This window comes from Saccharopolyspora pogona (genome assembly GCF_014697215.1).
Lineage (GTDB): Bacteria > Actinomycetota > Actinomycetes > Mycobacteriales > Pseudonocardiaceae > Saccharopolyspora > Saccharopolyspora hattusasensis.
In genome coordinates this window covers 355,428-371,064 of the sequence record NZ_CP031142.1, presented here as the reverse complement: position 1 = coordinate 371,064, position 15,637 = coordinate 355,428, and the positions used below count along the sequence as shown (strand labels likewise).

16 protein-coding genes are annotated in these 15,637 nt (G+C 68.2%); 7 read left to right on the top strand and 9 right to left on the bottom strand.

Features of this window, described 5'->3' with window-relative positions; all coding sequences use genetic code 11:
• Window positions 1-9: 9 nt before the first annotated feature.
• Window positions 10-384, bottom strand: coding sequence for a hypothetical protein (locus DL519_RS01095; RefSeq protein ID WP_317891338.1), 375 nt, complete (start codon window positions 382-384; stop codon window positions 10-12).
• A gap of 946 nt (window positions 385-1,330) precedes the next feature.
• On the opposite strand from DL519_RS01095, the gene DL519_RS01090 reads away from it, so the two are divergent.
• A complete protein-coding gene (locus tag DL519_RS01090; protein WP_223838316.1) occupies window positions 1,331-3,430 on the top strand; it encodes a putative bifunctional diguanylate cyclase/phosphodiesterase in 2,100 nt (699 codons plus the stop codon).
• Between the two features lie 242 nt (window positions 3,431-3,672).
• Here DL519_RS01090 and DL519_RS01085 read toward each other — a convergent pair whose 3' ends face one another.
• Together DL519_RS01085 and DL519_RS01080 are read right to left on the bottom strand one after the other, a co-directional pair.
• The gene (locus tag DL519_RS01085; protein WP_190812500.1) at window positions 3,673-4,590 is read right to left on the bottom strand and encodes an alpha/beta hydrolase; all 918 of its coding nucleotides are present in this window, start codon (window positions 4,588-4,590) and stop codon (window positions 3,673-3,675) included.
• Between the two features lie 362 nt (window positions 4,591-4,952).
• Window positions 4,953-5,408: a hypothetical protein gene (locus DL519_RS01080; RefSeq protein WP_190812499.1), complete on the bottom strand. Its 456-nt coding sequence runs from the start codon at window positions 5,406-5,408 to the stop codon at window positions 4,953-4,955.
• Window positions 5,409-5,700: 292 nt separating this feature from the next.
• Here DL519_RS01080 and DL519_RS49625 point away from each other — a divergent pair, with 292 nt between their 5' ends.
• Complete coding sequence (locus tag DL519_RS49625) at window positions 5,701-6,132, top strand: MerR family DNA-binding transcriptional regulator (protein ID WP_190812498.1); 432 nt, start codon at window positions 5,701-5,703, stop codon at window positions 6,130-6,132.
• Here DL519_RS49625 and DL519_RS01070 read toward each other — a convergent pair.
• The 5 genes from DL519_RS01070 to DL519_RS01050 form a co-directional block, all read right to left on the bottom strand.
• On the bottom strand, window positions 6,092-6,910 hold the full coding sequence (locus tag DL519_RS01070; protein WP_190812497.1) for a thioesterase family protein: 819 nt from the start codon (window positions 6,908-6,910) through the stop codon (window positions 6,092-6,094). The two genes, DL519_RS49625 and DL519_RS01070, sit on opposite strands and share 41 nt — an antisense overlap.
• A gap of 556 nt (window positions 6,911-7,466) precedes the next feature.
• Window positions 7,467-8,255: a class I SAM-dependent methyltransferase gene (locus DL519_RS01065; protein WP_190812496.1), complete on the bottom strand. Its 789-nt coding sequence runs from the start codon at window positions 8,253-8,255 to the stop codon at window positions 7,467-7,469.
• A 74-nt stretch (window positions 8,256-8,329) separates the two neighbouring features.
• Window positions 8,330-8,680: a hypothetical protein gene (locus DL519_RS45370; protein WP_223838315.1), complete on the bottom strand. Its 351-nt coding sequence runs from the start codon at window positions 8,678-8,680 to the stop codon at window positions 8,330-8,332.
• A complete protein-coding gene (locus tag DL519_RS01055; RefSeq protein ID WP_223838314.1) occupies window positions 8,590-8,928 on the bottom strand; it encodes a hypothetical protein in 339 nt (112 codons plus the stop codon). The genes DL519_RS45370 and DL519_RS01055 overlap by 91 nt, the downstream gene beginning before the upstream one ends.
• Window positions 8,929-9,171: 243 nt before the next feature.
• Complete coding sequence (locus DL519_RS01050; RefSeq protein WP_190812495.1) at window positions 9,172-10,548, bottom strand: MFS transporter; 1,377 nt, start codon at window positions 10,546-10,548, stop codon at window positions 9,172-9,174.
• Window positions 10,549-10,673: 125 nt separating this feature from the next.
• Here DL519_RS01050 and DL519_RS01045 point away from each other — a divergent pair, with 125 nt between their 5' ends.
• Genes DL519_RS01045 through DL519_RS01035 form a run of 3 tightly spaced genes read left to right on the top strand, consistent with a single transcriptional unit; the run spans window position 10,674 to window position 13,440 of the window.
• Window positions 10,674-11,435 carry an IclR family transcriptional regulator gene (locus DL519_RS01045; RefSeq protein ID WP_190812494.1) on the top strand — a complete coding sequence of 254 codons (762 nt, stop codon included), beginning with the start codon at window positions 10,674-10,676 and terminating at the stop codon, window positions 11,433-11,435.
• Window positions 11,432-12,646, top strand: a complete 1,215-nt coding sequence (locus tag DL519_RS01040) for a CaiB/BaiF CoA transferase family protein (protein ID WP_190812493.1) — start codon at window positions 11,432-11,434, stop codon at window positions 12,644-12,646. The genes DL519_RS01045 and DL519_RS01040 overlap by 4 nt, the downstream gene beginning before the upstream one ends.
• Window positions 12,643-13,440 (top strand): citryl-CoA lyase, encoded by a 798-nt coding sequence (locus tag DL519_RS01035; protein WP_190812492.1) that lies wholly within the window; start codon window positions 12,643-12,645, stop codon window positions 13,438-13,440. The genes DL519_RS01040 and DL519_RS01035 overlap by 4 nt, the downstream gene beginning before the upstream one ends.
• Window positions 13,441-13,836: 396 nt before the next feature.
• Here the strand turns inward: DL519_RS01035 and DL519_RS01030 are convergent, their stop codons facing one another.
• On the bottom strand, window positions 13,837-14,604 hold the full coding sequence (locus DL519_RS01030) for an alpha/beta hydrolase (protein WP_317891337.1): 768 nt from the start codon (window positions 14,602-14,604) through the stop codon (window positions 13,837-13,839).
• Window positions 14,605-14,783: 179 nt separating this feature from the next.
• Here DL519_RS01030 and DL519_RS01025 point away from each other — a divergent pair, with 179 nt between their 5' ends.
• Both DL519_RS01025 and DL519_RS01020 read left to right on the top strand, forming a co-directional pair.
• Window positions 14,784-15,098, top strand: coding sequence for a Scr1 family TA system antitoxin-like transcriptional regulator (locus DL519_RS01025; protein WP_223838313.1), 315 nt, complete (start codon window positions 14,784-14,786; stop codon window positions 15,096-15,098).
• A 53-nt stretch (window positions 15,099-15,151) separates the two neighbouring features.
• Complete coding sequence (locus DL519_RS01020; protein ID WP_190812490.1) at window positions 15,152-15,445, top strand: DUF397 domain-containing protein; 294 nt, start codon at window positions 15,152-15,154, stop codon at window positions 15,443-15,445.
• The last annotated feature ends 192 nt before the right edge of the window (window positions 15,446-15,637 follow it).

Below are 15,637 nucleotides of genomic sequence, written 5' to 3'. Positions count from 1 at the left end.
TCACTCCGGTCACGCTCCGCTACGACGGCGTGCGCCCCCGCGCAGGTACTTCAAGGCTCGGGCCGCGGCTTGGGCGCCACACATGCCGTGCGCGCCCGGGCCGGGAGGTGTGGCCGCCGAGCACAGGAAGTGCCCAGGCACGCCGACGTCGTAGGGGGTGAAGGTGGTGCGGGGTCCGAACACGAGTTGGGGGACGTTCTTCGCCCCCGTGACGACGTTGCCGCCGACGTAGTTCGGGTTGTACTCGGCCAGATCGTGCGTGGTGCGCACGGCAGTGCCGACGATCCGCTCCCGGAAGCCGGAGGCGAAGCGCTCGAGCTGCGCGATGATCGCTTCGGTCGCGTCGCCGGTGTATCCGCGGGGCACGTGGGCGTAGCTCCACACCGGATGCACGTTTCCGACCGAGCGCTGCGGGTCGGCCAGGTACTGCTACCCGACGAGCACGAACGGCCGCTGCGGCATCCGTCCGGCGGGAATCTCCCCCAGCTCCCAACCGTGGAGTCGCCGCTGCGGACCGAACGGTAGCCCGGCCGCGCGGGTTCAGCCGACCGCCAGCGGGACGGGACCGTTGGGCAACCACGACTGCACGACTGCGGCGTTGATGCCCTCGTAGCGCTGGACGCTCTCGTCGGGGTCGAGCGCGCAGGCATGGTTACGCCAGGTACGGGTGATTCCACGGCAGAGGACCGATTGTCACATGCGACCATTGGGAGCGCGACGACTTCGTGTGCCGCAATACGCCAGAGGCGCTGCCGGCCCATTCCTGCACGAAACGTCGACAGAGTCTTGCCCCCTCTCGTCCTCCGTTCACAACCAGTGCGCGAATGAATACCCCACGTCTGCGATCCGCCCGGAGTAATTGCATCGATCTCGCGAATTCCCCGATCCGCACTTCGAGCGCGAGCGGATCGTCCGACCGGGAGTCCAAAGTAGAGCGGCAGGGCGGTTCCAGGCGGAACAGCACCACCCATTCAGCTCTCTGCAGCGGTGTGCAGCATTCTCCACGGAGGCGGCACCCGGGAGGACCGCGCTGAGAGACTCGCGAGTTGTCGATGAGGTGCAGCATTGCGGTCGGTGCGGACGGGCTCGAAGACGCCGTCTCCGCACGCGTGCGATGCCGTGTTGCGGAAGACCGGCGATCGTCTTGCAGCGTCAACTGAACGGCCGGTAGCGTCGATTGCCAACCGTCGAGTAGACGGTTGGAAACGTGAGACGCCTTCCCTCGAAGCGAGCTGATAACGCCCAAGAGCTGCAAGCAGAGTCGCCCCGTCCGCCGGATTCGTCGACCGGGTGACGTTGGTTGGTCCTCCACAGAACGAATGGAGATTCGGTGAACGCGCACGAGGAAGAGGCTGCGTGTGGCTTGAGTGGTCGGTGGGAGCCGAGCAACGGGTTCCGGCAGTCGGAAGCGCAGATCGACACCGAGCGGTTGATCGGCGAGGTCGCCGCGGACCTCAGGGATTGCGCCATCTTCGCCATCGACCGCGACGGCCTGGTGACCAGCTGGAACGCGGGTGCTCAGCGGATCAAGGGGTTCTCCAGCGAGGAAATCATCGGGCGCCACTTCTCGAGGTTCTACCCGCGCGAGCAGGTCGAGGCGGGATTCCCGTCCTGGGAGCTGAGCCAGGCTGCCGCGCACGGTTTCTTCATCGACCGGGGCTGGCGCGTACGCAAGAACGGCACGCGCTTCTGGGCGCACGTCGTGATCACCGCGCAGCGGGCCCCGGACGGCAGCTTGACCGGCTTCATCAAGGTGACCCGGGACGAGTCCGAGGGACGCACGCAGCGCGAGCGGTCGGCTCGGCGGTTCACCGACCTGTTCCAGCTCGCGCCGGTGGGCATTGCTCTGCTCGACGAGTCCGACCAGGTCCTCGACGCCAACGCGGCGCTGTGCGATCTGCTGGGCTACCGGTTGCATGGCAAAGCCGCGTCCGAGTTGATGCACCCCGACGACGCGGGGTCCGGGTTGGTCCCGCACCCAGCGAGGGCGGGCGGCGAGAGGATGTCGCACCGGGTTCTCACCCGCGCAGATGGTGAGCGGGTGTTCTGCCACGTGCGGTGCGCGGCCTCGGTGCAGGACGACGGGGACCGGTTCTGGTTGGCCGTGTTCCAGGACGTCACGGAGCAGATCCGCCGCGCCGAGGTCCTGCACCATCAGGCCACGCACGACCCGACGACCGGGCTGCTCAACCGGCAGGGCGTCGACGAACTGCTCGTCCCCATGCTCGACAGCAGCAGCGACCAGATAGCCGTGCTGTTCTGTGACATCGACAACTTCAAGCGCGTCAACGACTCGCTAGGCCACGATGCAGGCGACGAACTGCTCGTAGCGCTCGCCCGCCGCCTGCGCAACGAACTCCCGGCGTGCTGCACGCCCGCGCGGCTCTACGGGGACGAGTTCCTGATCATCTGCTCGAACGTGCAAGCCTGCGGCGGGCTCGACGCACTCACCAACACGGCGGCCGACCTGCTCCGCGCGGTCGTCCCGCTGCAGGGTCGGCTGGTCAGCGTCACCGCCTCCATCGGCGCGACAACGCCCGAGGAGCACACCACGACGCAGAACATGATCCGCGACGCCGACGCGGCGATGTTCAACACCAAGAGGGGCCGCGGACGCGCGCGGACGGGCCAAGGCACTCCCACCGCGCAGCTGACCTTGGAAGAAGATCTCCGCGCCGCGCTGCGCCACGATCGCCTGCAACTGCACTACCAGCCGATCGTAGCTAGGGACGGAACCATCATCTTGGCCGAAGCGCTCGTGCGGTGGCCGCATCCGGACCGCGGACTCCTCACACCGGACACGATCTTGTCGGTCGCCGAGAACGGCGGTCTTATGCACGACCTGGACAGCTGGGTGCTGCACACCGCCCTGCGGGAGGCGGTCACCTGGCAGCAGCCGATCGGCGTCACGGTCAACGTCTCCGGAATCCGTCCCGACGCCACGGACTTCAGCGACGAGGTCTCCACTGCGATCACCGCCAGCGGTATCGCCCCCGACCGCGTCGTCCTGGAAATGGTCGAAACGCTGTTCGTGGACCTGCCCGCGAAACCGCGCAGGGCGATGCGGGAGCTCGCTCGGACGGGAATCCGGTTCGCCATGGACGACTTCGGCACCGGCTATTCCTCGCTGGCTCGACTCAAGGACCTGCCGACCCAGATCGTCAAGCTCGACCGGCGGTTCGTCTCCGGCATGGGATCGGACCCGGCCGATCTCGGGATCGCGCGTGCTGTGGTGGAACTGGCCCGGGCGATGGACCGCACCTGCATCGCCGAAGGCGTCGAGAACACCACCCAGCACGCGCTGCTGAACAGCCTCGGCATCGACGCCTGCCAAGGATTCCTGTTCTCCCGCCCGCTGCCCGCAGCGGAGTTCCACGCCCTCCTCAAGTCCCCGGAGTCCGCCGCCCCCGCAAACCCGGCGTGGGAGTAGGCAGGCCCTCAGTTCAGTTCGAGTACTGCCCCAACGGCCGGATCACCACTGACTGGGGGTGCCTCTCAGGCAGGAAGCATTCATGAGCAGCGGCGATTCCGCCGATGCGGGTTGATGGGAGTAGCTTGAATGTCTGAGGACGTCATTCGTCTGACTCGAGCGAGTACAGCTCTCGCTGCTCCAGCCCGCGTCGACGCCAGCGGCGCAAGTCGCTGACTCGGTGAACGTTTTTACACGTTTCCCTAACGGTTCAGACCCCGCCGGAGCGCGTCGAGGGTTTCGGCGGCCTGGCGTCGGGATACGGCTGCGCTCGCGACCACGGCCGACCGGTGAAATGTGCCGGGGAACAGGTGCAACTCGACCGATACGCCGTCCTCGAGCAGGCCGGACGCGTAGGCCAACCCCTCATCGCGCAGCGGGTCGTTCTCGTAAACCGACACGTACGCCGGGGGAAGGCCGGAGAAATCGCTGGCGCGAGCCGGTGCGGCGTAAGGAGGAACGGCCCCGTCACAGCCCTCCAGGTAGTATCGCCAGCTCAGCACCGCGTCGGCTTGATTCCACAATGGAGTGTCGTCGAACGTCCGCATCGAGGTGGTGTCCAGTCGGTCGTCGACCTCGGGGGCATCGAGCAGTTGGAAGCACAGAGGTGGTCCGCCGCGGTCGCGGACGAGCAGGGTGAGCGCGGCGGCGAGACCGCCGCCGGCGCTCATCCCGTACACGCCGATCCGCTCAGCGTCGACCCCGAGCGCTCCACTTCCAGCGGCGATCCAGCGCAGCGCTGACTCGCAGTCCTGCAGGGCAGCCGGATACGGATGTTCCGGGGCCAGCCGGTAGTCGACAGCCACGACGACCGCAGGCACCCGAGTGCACAGATCCGCGGCTTGCGCGGTGACCGCGTCCAGCCCGCCCATCACGAATCCACCGCCGTGCAACAAGAGCAGAGCGGGAAGCGGGCCGGCGGCATCGGGCGGCTTGCAGACCCTGACCTGCACGGAGCCACCATCCACACCGGGCACCGCGCGGTCGGTCATGACGACCTCGTCGGGCTGCGCCACGCCCGCAGCCATTTGCCGCATCCGGGCGCGGGCCCCAGCGAGGTCCTGGATGTGCAGGTCGGGCAGCGCGGGCAGGGCTGCTGCCAGCTCGGGATCCAGATGCACGTGGCCACCCCCTTGCCGAGGTCACCACATTGTCCGGCCAATGCGACCGACCCGGCCACCGGTGCGACGATCCCGCCCATTCCACCCGAAAGGCGGTTCGACGGCGGGAGCCGGGCCCGGGAGAGCCGGACGAAATCGGTGCCCTCAGCGACTTTCCGGTGAGCGGTGGGCGCTGATCGATCCGGTGGTCGCAGTGCGCGGCGGGTGGTAGGGCTTCGACTCAGCGCTTGCCCGCGCGCACCGCGCCCGAGCTCATCACCGCGATCGCCAGGCCCAGACCGAGCACCGCCGGTTCCAGCAGCGTCCCGCCCGAAGCCCAGCGGCAGGCTGACCAGGATCAGTCACAAGAGCCAGAAATCGGGTCAGTAGTTGAACGACACGATCGCGTCGCGCGAGCAGAAGTCCGGGAGGGCGTTGCGGTCGACGCACACGTGAATTGCGGCGCGTGCTGCGGTCGCTTCATGCCTCAGCCTGCGGGACAGGGGCCCGCTGGCGTGAGTGTTGGTTCGGGCGGACTCGCTGCTGCCCGCGCTTTCCCACTTGCCCTCTACGAGGAAGAAGAACTCCACCCTTACGAACGTGGGCATGCCATCGTCGCGCAGGTCACGCCAATTGGCGCCGACTGTCGCGTAGACACCCCCGTTGTTGGCGAAGTCTCCATCTGCGGAGCCGATGGCAGTTTGGCCGCTCTTGGCGTAGATCGGCCCCCACAGCTTGCCGGACGCATTGGCAGCAGGCGTCACCACCATCGACGCGAGCAGTGACGCGGCGACCATCGCGGATGCCGTGAGAACGCTCTGGAAACCAACTCGTGCCACGATTCCTCCCAGATCAGCAAGGCGTATCGTCCGAATGCGCGAGCGGAGTCTGGCACGGACTCGGCTTGGCCGTGACGCGAATGAACCTGTTTAACCCGGTCGGACATCGAGTCGATTGTTGCCAGACCGGGTATCTCCAGTGGCTGTCAGATGTCGCTCGCGCGACGACCCGGCGAGCGGCCGAGAGATCGCCGGGACCCTTGCTCGGTCACCCGCTGCGCGCCGCGTGGGCGGGTCGGGCGCTGTTTCCTAGGTTATCGGTCGTTGCTGGTCGTTCCGGGATGTTTCGGGCATGACTGATCGCTTGGTGCCGACAACGATAGCGGCCCGGATGTTGGGGGTTTCGACGCGAACGTTGCGTCGCTATACCCAGCAGGGAGTGCTGCCGGATCGTCGTTCTGCTGGTGGTCGCCGGGTGTTCTCGGTGGCGGAGTTGGAGGATGTCCGCCGCAGGCGTGGACCGGTACCACCTGCTGAGGGCGTGGTGTTGTATGCGCGGGTGCCCTCGCAGCGCCAGCGAGCCGTTCGGCCCGGTCGACCGCCGCGGCCACGTCGTCCACCGCGAAGTACAGGACGACGCCTGGCGGATGCGGGCTCCCCGCAGAGGCTTGCCCGATCCCGCCCGGCATCCGTGGCAGGTGACCACCGTGAGTGTTTTTGGGTGCTATGGCACCCAAAAACACTCACGGGTGTTCTTCCGCCACCCGAAGCGGTCGGACGGTGAGGATCTGCTGGGCGTGTCCGACCGGGCCCTTGATGTCGTGCAGGACGGTGCTGGTGATGCCTTGGCCGGTGCTGCCGAAGACGACGGTGGTGTCCAGGCCGGTCCAGCTGCCTTCGGGCTGCCGGTGGAGGTGGATCGTCAGGTCGACGTTGGGCCACATCCAGTCGGTGGGTGACTGGCGCGAGGCGATGCCGTTGGCGGTGTCGACGAGCGCGATGTAGGACGCCAGCGGGCTGCTGGACTCACCGGCGACGAGGTCGAGCTCGGTGGAGATCCAGGCCGTCGTGCGGCCGGGCTGCGGCGGCGCGAGCGGGCGGGCGTTCAAGGAGGCGATGTACCCGCCGGGCCACACCAAGTCCATCGGCCAGGGGGCGACTTCTTCGGGCGGGGTGAGCGGGTCCGCACCACCGCCCGCGACGGCTTCGGTGTCCAGGACTGCGAGGCGCCATGCGCGGGCCTTGACGACCGGGCGGTCGGCGACGAGCACGGTGGCTTCGATCAGTTCGATGGTGCGGCCTGGCCGGATGGTCTCCACCCGGATCTCGCTCTCGTCGAGCGCGAGGCGCCCGAGGATGTCGAAGCTGATGCGGCCGAGGACCAGGCCGTCGCCCGCACGCGCGGCCAGATGCTGGTCGATCGCGTGGACGATGAGCCCGCCCAGCGGGCTGAAGTGCTGCTCGTCCGGGTTCCACGCGCCGCTGGCATGGCAGGTGGGCTTGTAGCGGCGTTCGTCGATCCGCTCGTAGTAGCTGTTCGTGGCAGGGGTGCCTGCGTTCACGGGGTTTCTCCAGGGACTGCGGGCGGGTGCGGCGGTGCCGCTCTCAACGCTCAGGATCGTAAGTTGGCGCAACGCGAGGTGGCCCCCCAGCGTTGGGAGCGTCATAGCGGCACGCCGACCTCGCAGCCGGGCCCGGCCGTCTGCTCCACCGCGGGCTCCGACGGAGTCCAGGAGTCCAGGAGTCCAGGACTTGCCACCAAGACGGCTGAGTATACCAAAAGTATACCAAAAACGAGAAGAATCAAGCGAAGTGCGCACGAGCTTGCTCGTTTCGGGCGCGATGACTCATTTGGTATACAGAAACGCCCAAGTTTGGACATCTAGGAGCTCGGCGGGCGTCTTCGTCAGCCCGGACCTCGGTGACACCGACCCCGACCCCGACCTCGCCCCGCTCGCCCGGCTCAAGGAAGGCGTCTGCTCTCGCCGGGAGCGCTGCGCCGCGTCGTCGAGGTGAACCTCTCCCGGGACGTCGACGTGATCAAGCGGAACTACCCCAGACACGCTTACCGAAGGGCTGGAGCCTGTCTGTTGGATCACTTGGTCCAACAGACCGGCTCTAGCCGCGCCGGCCCCAGGCGGAGATCATCGGCGCGGTCGCCAGGTCGGGCAGTCGGCCGGCCGCCAGGTTGGCCAGGTGCTCGTCGATCTCCTCCCGGGTGGCCAGGCCGGCCGCGATCAGCCGGTCGGCCACCTGCTCCACGGTGGCCCGCTCCAGCACCACGCAGGCCGGGTCGGTGATCGGGAAGAAGCCTTCGGCACCCACCTCGGCCAGTCCTTCGGCACGGAGCAGCCGGGGAAGGGTGCGCCCGTAACCGAGGTCGGCGTGCCGGCTCGCCATCAGCGAGCGGAATCCCTCCCTCAACCGATTCGCCAACCGCTGCTCGGGGCCGTGCTCGTCGGGGCAGATCAGCGGCTGCAGCCCCGGATCGGCCTCCTCCAGTAGCAGCCAGCCGCCGGGGCGAAGCGCACCGACCATGGCGCGCAGCGCCGCCTCACGAACCGGCACGTGGGTGAGCACGAGGCGGGCGTGCACCAGGTCGAACTCGCCGGCCGGGGGCAGTTCGGCTCCGACATCGTGCTGGAGGACCTCGACGCCCGGCTCGGCCGAGACCAGCCAGCCGGTGTCGATGTCGGTGGCGATCACCCTGCCACGTGGTCCAGCCCTGCGGGCCAGCCAGTTCGGGATCGTGGCGCCACCCGCGCCGATCTCCCAGCACCGCCAGCCCTCGGCGACACCCAGCCGCTCGAAGTGCCGGCAGGTGACCGGGTCTAGCAACCGCGCCAGCGCGGTGAATCGCTCACCGGCCTCCGGCTGTTGGTTCTCCAACAGGTAACCTTCGCCCATCGGCCCAGCCTAAATCGTTGTTCCACGAATGTGTCGATCCTGTGATCGGCGTCTGCCGGCTCGTCGCTGGCGGATCAGGTGCGGCTGAGGATCGCCATCGGCCGCCCCACCCAGCAGCACCGGTGGTTCCGGTGCACGTGCCATCGGCCTGGTTCGAAGGGCTGATCAGCGGTCGGCCGGCGCGCCGGTACGGCGTCTCCGGCCGGGGCGTTGCTGCGGCCGTAGTGGTGCGCGGTGAACATGTAGATCACGCCGATGGCGACGACGACACCACCGGAGAGCAGGACGATGTTGTCGTACCAGGCGGCTTCCGGCGCTCGCGGCCACGAGATGTTCACCATCGCGCCGACCCCGTAGGCCAGCGCCAGGACGTTGACCAGCAGGCCCCACCGGCCGAGGATGAACTCCCCCGGCCAGACGCCCACGAACAAGGCACCCAGCAGGGGTAGATCCCGCCGGCCAGCGGGAACTGCGCGACGGTCTCGCCGAAGACCAGGGCGACCAGGAACTGCGCGGCTCCGGCAAGCAGGAAGCTCCAGATCATCGGCGGACCGGTGAACCCGAGGGCGAGGTTCGCCCACCGGCTCATTTCCCGGCGGAATTCGGCGGTGTAGCCAAGTTCGCTCAGCCGCACGTCGTCGCGTTCGTTCACCTCCTCGACCGCGGTGGTCACGCTCGCATCGAACGGGTTGACGGCCCGTGAACGTGCAGCACCTGGAGAGCCTCAACGACGTGGTGGCGTCACCTGGGTGGGGCGCAATTTCGCGAGAAATTGACGTTCACCCGGGTGAACGCACAATTCTCGCGAAATTGTGCACCCGGCGGCGCGTCAGCCACCGCGGGGTCGAACTGACGGAGATGGACCCCGACGCGCTACCGTCCCGGAAACCGGAGATCGCGGTCGTGTGCTGTTCCCTCAGCCCACTGCCGTTTCGGCGGCGGGCCGCACCGACTCGTGGCGCACCCGCGTCTCGCGCGCGACCGCCACCGTGACGATGGTGATGCCGCAGGTCAGCAGCAGGAAGATGACGACGCCGGCGATGCTGTGGCCGAACCACAGCAGGAGCGAACTCGCGAGCAGGGGGGCGAGCCCACCGGTCAGGACGGTGCCGATGTTGTTGGCCACGCCCACGGCAGTGAAGCGGACCTTGGTGCTGAACAGCTCGGCGAAGAAGGCCGGTTGGGCGCCCAGGACGGCCGATTGGCCGATGCCGAGGGTGACCAGCAGAGCCAGCAGGACCAGCCAGGGCTGCTCGGTGTCGAGCACGCGGAAGAACGGATAGCAGGCCGCCGCCATCACCGTCGCGCCGAGGATGCTGACCGGACGCCTGCCCCACCGGTCGGACAGCGCCCCGAAAAGCGGCACGGACGCCAGCTTCACGACCGACACGGCCATGATCCCGGTGAGCACCGGGCCGGTGGCGAGACCCGCGTCCTGGGCGTATGCGACGGAGAAGGTGCCGAAGATGTAGTACCCGCAGTTTTCCGCCGCCCCGGCGCAGATGACGATGATCATCTCCTTGGGGTACTTCCGCCACGACTCCACGAACCGGCTCTTCGCCAGCCGCTGGCGCCACGACGCCCGTCCGGCGCGGTCCGGCCGCGCGGCCTCTTCACGGGCTTGGCGCTTCAGCTCCTGCTGGAAGTCCTCCGTCTCGCCCAAAGACCGGCGCACCCACAGGCCGAACAACGTCAGCACCGCGCTGAGCAGGAACGGGATGCGCCATCCCCAGTCGAGAAACGCTTGCTGCGAAAGGGTCGTCGAAACGATCGTCATCGCACCCGTCGACAGCAACGTTCCCATGCCGGTGCCGATGGCCGGGAGGCTGCTCAGGAGTCCTCGCCAGCGCGCCGGAGCGTTTTCGAAAAGCAGGATCAGCGCGCCGGTTTTCTCCCCGCCGGCGGCGAAGCCCTGGACGAAGCGGAGGAGCGTCAGCAGCAGCGGCGCGGCGACACCGATGGATCCGTAGGTGGGCAGCAGCCCGATTCCGGTGGTGGCGATCCCCATCAGCAGCAGCGTGACCACGAGGACGTGCTTGCGCCCCTTGCGGTCGCCGAGTTCGCCGAAGTAGGCCCCGCCGAGCGGGCGCCCGAGAAAGCCGATCGCGAACGTGCCGAAAGCCGCGACCGTGCCCACCAGGGGATCTCCGCCTGGGAAGTAGAGCTTGTTGAACACCAGCGAAGCGGCGGTGGCGTACAGGGCGAAGTCGTACCACTCCACCGTGGTGCCGAAGACCGCCGCAGCGGTCACTTTCGGTTGGAAGACCGGGCGCTGTGCTGTTGGCGTACTCATGGGACTCCCTTGTCACTTACGAGTGCCACCTAGTGGTACTCTTGTGCCGCTAGATGGTTCCGTGATGTTATGGGTAGGCCGACCCCCTGACAAGGGGGTCGCGCCACCGCACCGAAAGGCGACTCATGCCCGAAACCGACTCCGCCGGCGTGCGGAGCGTGCGCCGCGCCCTGGAACTGCTGGGGATGTTCGACTCCGAACACCCCGCGCGCACCGTCCGCGAGCTGATCGACGCCACCGGGCTGGCGAAGTCCACGGTCGTCCGGCTGGCGCACACGCTCCAGCAGGAAGGTCTGCTGTGGACGCGCCCCGACGGGCTGCTGGCGCCGGGCCCGGGACTGCTGCGCTGGGCACACCTGGCGCGCGAAGCGTGGAAGCTGCCGGAGGAAGCGCTCACCTGCCTCAAGGAGTTGTCGGAGTCCAGCGGTGGCGAAACGGTGAACATCTACGTCCGCACCCACACCACCCGCATCTGCATCGCCCAGCACGAAGGCACCCAGAACCTGCGCCACGTAGTCCGGGTCGGCGACACGCTGCCCCTCTGGGGTGGTGCCGCCAGCCATGTGCTGCTCTCCCGCAGCGAACGCGAGGACGTCGAGGCGGTGGCCGAGACGTCCCCAAGGGGCGCGGAGCACGCGGACGACCTCTGGAAGCGGAGCCGGGCAGCGGCCGAGTCCGGCTGGTCGGTCAGCCACGGGGAACGCGAGGCGGGCGTCTCCGGCATCGCCGCCCCGATCTTCGCCCGCACCGGGGAAGTAGCCGCGGCCGTGGCCCTCGGCGGCCCCACCACCCGCTTCACCGACGCGCAGGTGCGCGACTGGATCCCCGTGCTCACCGGCGCCGCCGCACGGCTGACGTCCCTCGACTTCATCGGAGCCGCGCAATGACGACCGCGACCAGGAAGCTGCTGGACGGCGTGCGGGTCCTCGACCTGACCAACGTCCTCGCCGGCCCCTTCGCCAGCTACCAGCTCGCCCTGCACGGGGCCGACGTGATCAAGATCGAGATCCCGCACGTCGGAGATCTCGCCCGCAGGCTCGGCGCCGACCGGGACCTCTCCGATGACCTGCTCGGCGCATCGTTCCTCGCCCAGAACTCCGGCAAACGGTCCATGACGCTCAACCTGAAACACGAGGCGGGCCGGGAGATCCTGCTGCGCGCGGTCACCCGCGCCGACGTCCTGGTGGAGAACTTCCGGCCCGGCGTCATGGAACGCCTCGGCGTCGGCCCCGACCGGCTGCGCGAGGAGAACCCGCGGCTGATCTACTGCGCCATCTCCGGCTTCGGCCAGAGCGGACCGCTGCGCGACCGACCCGCCTACGACCAGATTATCCAGGGCCTTTCCGGCATGATGAGCGTGACCGGGCACGAGGATGACGCCCCGCTGCGCGCGGGATTCCCCGTCGCGGACACCCTCGGCGGGATGGCCGCCGCCTTCGCGATCAGCACCGCCCTCGTGCACCGCGAGCGCACCGGCGAGGGAGCCGTGCTGGACGTGTCCATGCTGGAGGCCGCCCTGACCGCGATGGGCTGGGTCACCTCCAACTACCTCGTCTCCGGTACCGATCCGCGCCCGATGGGCAACGAGAACTTCACCGCTGCGCCCTCCGGCACCTTCGCCACCGCCGATGGCCACCTCAACATCTCCGCAAACCAGCAGCACCAGTACGCCACCCTGTGCCGCCTGCTGGACCGCCCCGACCTTGTCGACGACCCGCGCTTCGCCCACCCCGCCGACCGCAAGAACAACCGCACCGGGCTCCGCGGCGAACTGGAGCGGTCGCTGCGGCTGCGAACGGCCAAGGAATGGGAGGAAGTGCTTTCGGCTGCCGGTGTTCCAGCCGCCCGGGTGCTTTCCGTGCCCGACGCGCTGGACCTGGAGCAGATCGCCGAACGCGGTTTCGTGCACCACCTGTCGTTCCCCGATGGACGCGACCGCCGGCTGTCCGTGCTCGGCAGTCCTGTGCGCGTGAACGGCAACGCCGCGGGCCCGGCCGGCACCGCGCCGCTGCTCGGCGAGCACACCCGTGACGTGCTGGCCGAACTCGGCTACGCGGACAGCGAGATCACCGAACTGCAGGAACGAGGCACCGTATGAGCACCCCCGACGCCGCCGACTGGTGGTCCACCGCGATCAGCCGCATCCGCCCCGGCGAAATCCTGCTGCGCGGCTACCCCGTCGAGCAACTCATCGGTCGCGTCACCTTCGCCGAGCAGATTTGGCTGCTGCTCCGCGGAGAACTTCCTTCCGCCGCCCAGGGTCGCCTGCTGGAGGCCGCCCTCGTCGCCGCCGTCGACCACGGCCCGCAGGCGCCGTCGATCGCCGCCGCTCGCATGGCCGCCACGTGCGGTGTCGGCCTCAACAGCGCCGTGGCCACCGGCGCCGGGCTGCTCGGCGACACCCACGGCGGCGCGGGCCAGCAGTGCATGGCGATCCTGGCCGACCTCGCCGAAGCCGACGACGTGCGCCGAGCCGCCCGCGATCTGGTCGCCTCCTGCCGCGCCGAACGCCGCCACATCCCGGGTTTCGGCCACCGCTTCCACCCCCACGACCCGCGCCGCGATCCGCTCCTCGAACTCGTCGCGGAAGCGGTCGAAGCCGGCGAAGTGCCGGGTCGCGCCTTGGAAGCAGGCCTCGCACTGGAAGCAGCGCTCGCGGAAGGCCGCTCCCGACCGGTACCCATGAACATCGACGGAGCAACCGCCATCGTCTACTCCGAACTCGGGTTTCCCCCGGAACTGGGCCGAGGGCTGTTCGTCCTCTCCCGCAGCGTCGGCATCCTCGCCCACGCCTGGGAGGAGACCCAAACCGGCGCCCGCATCAAGGGCCCGCTGCCGAAGTCCGTCCTCGCCGGATACCACGGGGAACAACCACGGCACCTGCACCGCTGACCCAGCCTGGTTCGCCGCCCGGCGCGGACCACCCGCCGGGCAGCGAACCAGGACGCGGATCTTCCTACCCGCGGCCGGTTTCCGCGAAGCGGAAGCTCGGCCCCGGTCCACCGGCGAATTTACAGTGAAGCTTGCGCATCACCCGGTCACTGGCCGTGGTTTCGGAGTACCGCTGAGGACCGCACGGGTTGGCGGGCAGCGATGGACTACGAAGCGTTCGAACTGGGAGACGTCCGGCTGCGAACACGGCGCCACCCTGCGCGACGCCAAACTGGCGTACAAGACCTACGGCGAGCTCAACGGCGACAAGAGCAACGCCATCGTCTACCCCACGGCCTTCATCGACGAAGCGCTCTGGATCGGGAGGCCTGACCGCAGCCATCACCATTGGAGCGGTCAGTTCGCGAGCCGCACCACCGACTCGACCACGACGGGCCCGTCCAGCAGGGCGAGATCGTTGTGGTCCGCGTTCGCAACGACCAGTTCGGTCGTGCCCGGCCGTATCCGGGCGACGGCTCGGCTCTCTTCTGGGGGCACGATCGAGTCGGCGCTCCCGTAGACGACGGCGACCGGGCACTGGACGTTGCGCAGGTGCGTCGCGAGCGGGAACCTGTCCAGGAGCAACAACCTCACTGGCAGGTACGGGTAGTGGCGTTGGCCGACAGAAGCGAGGTCGGTGAACGGTGACCGCAGCACCAGCCCGGCCGGTTCCTCCTCGGTCGCCAACTCGGTGACCACGGCCCCACCGAGGCTTTCGCCGAAGTAGACCAGCCGGTCCGCTGACAGGCCGGCTTCCTCGACGAAGTAGCGCAGCGCCGCACGAACGTCCTTCGCCAAGCCCTCCTCGCTCGGGTGCCCCGGGTTGCCGCCGTAACCGCGGTAGTCGAACAGCAGCACGGCCAGCCCGCGTTCGGCGAGCGCGTCGGCCAGCGGGGCCCGCAGCGACCGGTTCCCCGCGTTGCCGTTGGCGACCAGCACGCCCGCGCCGCTATGCCGACCGCGGGCCGGCAGGTACCAGGCACCCAGTTGGAGCCCGTCGCTCGTGCGCAGCACCACCTCCTCGGCGCCGCTGAGCACCGCGGCAGCCGGCGGCGGCTGGCCGAAGGGGTAGTAGATCAATCGGCGTTGGAACGCATGGATCGCGCCCAGGACCACGGCGATCACCACCACCAGGCGAGTACGACGTGCAGTACACCGCCCAGTGTGCGCCGCGTCCCGGCCTGCTGCCGGTGACCTGCCCGAAGTGGCCGCCCAGGACCCGTGAGTACTTTTCGTTGCTATAACGACGAAAAGTACTCACGAGCCTGTTGAGGTGGCCCGTCGGCTCACCGGGAGGGGGAGAAATGCGCCGACCGGCCGGGACGGTTGGCACTGTGTGGGTCATGCGCGAGCAGCTCGACCACCTAGAGGAAATGGCGCTGCAGCAGAACGTGGATCTCCAGGTCCTGCCGTTCGACGTTGAGACGCCCGGCGGCGGGATCTCGTTCGACTTCACGATGCTGCGCATCCCATCCGACGGAATCGCCGCTGACCTGGAGTTCGTGTACGTCGAATGCCTCGACGACGCCGATATCTGGACGACAAGGATGCAGCGGCGGCCTACGCCAGGCTGTGGAACCAACTTCAGGCCGCCGAGCTCTCCCCGAAGGAGTCGCTGAAGGTCATACGATCGGTGCGCAAGCAGTACTCGGAGTGAACGCGAGGTCGCACCATGATCGAACGACGTGTCCTGTCGGATGCGGCGTGGTTCAAGAGCAGCTACAGCGCGACACAAGATGCTTGTGTCGAGGTGGCGATGATTCCGGGCCAGCCTGCCAAGTTCCTTCGCGGCAAGCCATACCAACCCGAACGACACATCTTTATCCAGCTCCCCGAACAGTTGGGAACCCCTGCCTTCTCGGCCTTGACACCGGCCTTGTCGGTCGTGCCATCGGACCACGCCCAGGCGTGGACCGCGACGGCCTTCTTCCGCTTGACGGTTTCGACGGCGAGCGGCCGGATCTAGGTCCGCAATTTCAATGGAAATCGAAGGTCTGATTTCCATTGAAATTGCGGTTCATCCGCGGCGTGGGCACCTCGGCGAGCGCGGCCCGATCAGGATTCAAGCTTGGTGAGCCAGTCTCACCGCACAAACGGGTGGTGATCGTTGTGCCGACGAGGACGCGTTTGTACCTTTCGTCTTGCTAACTGCATGCCA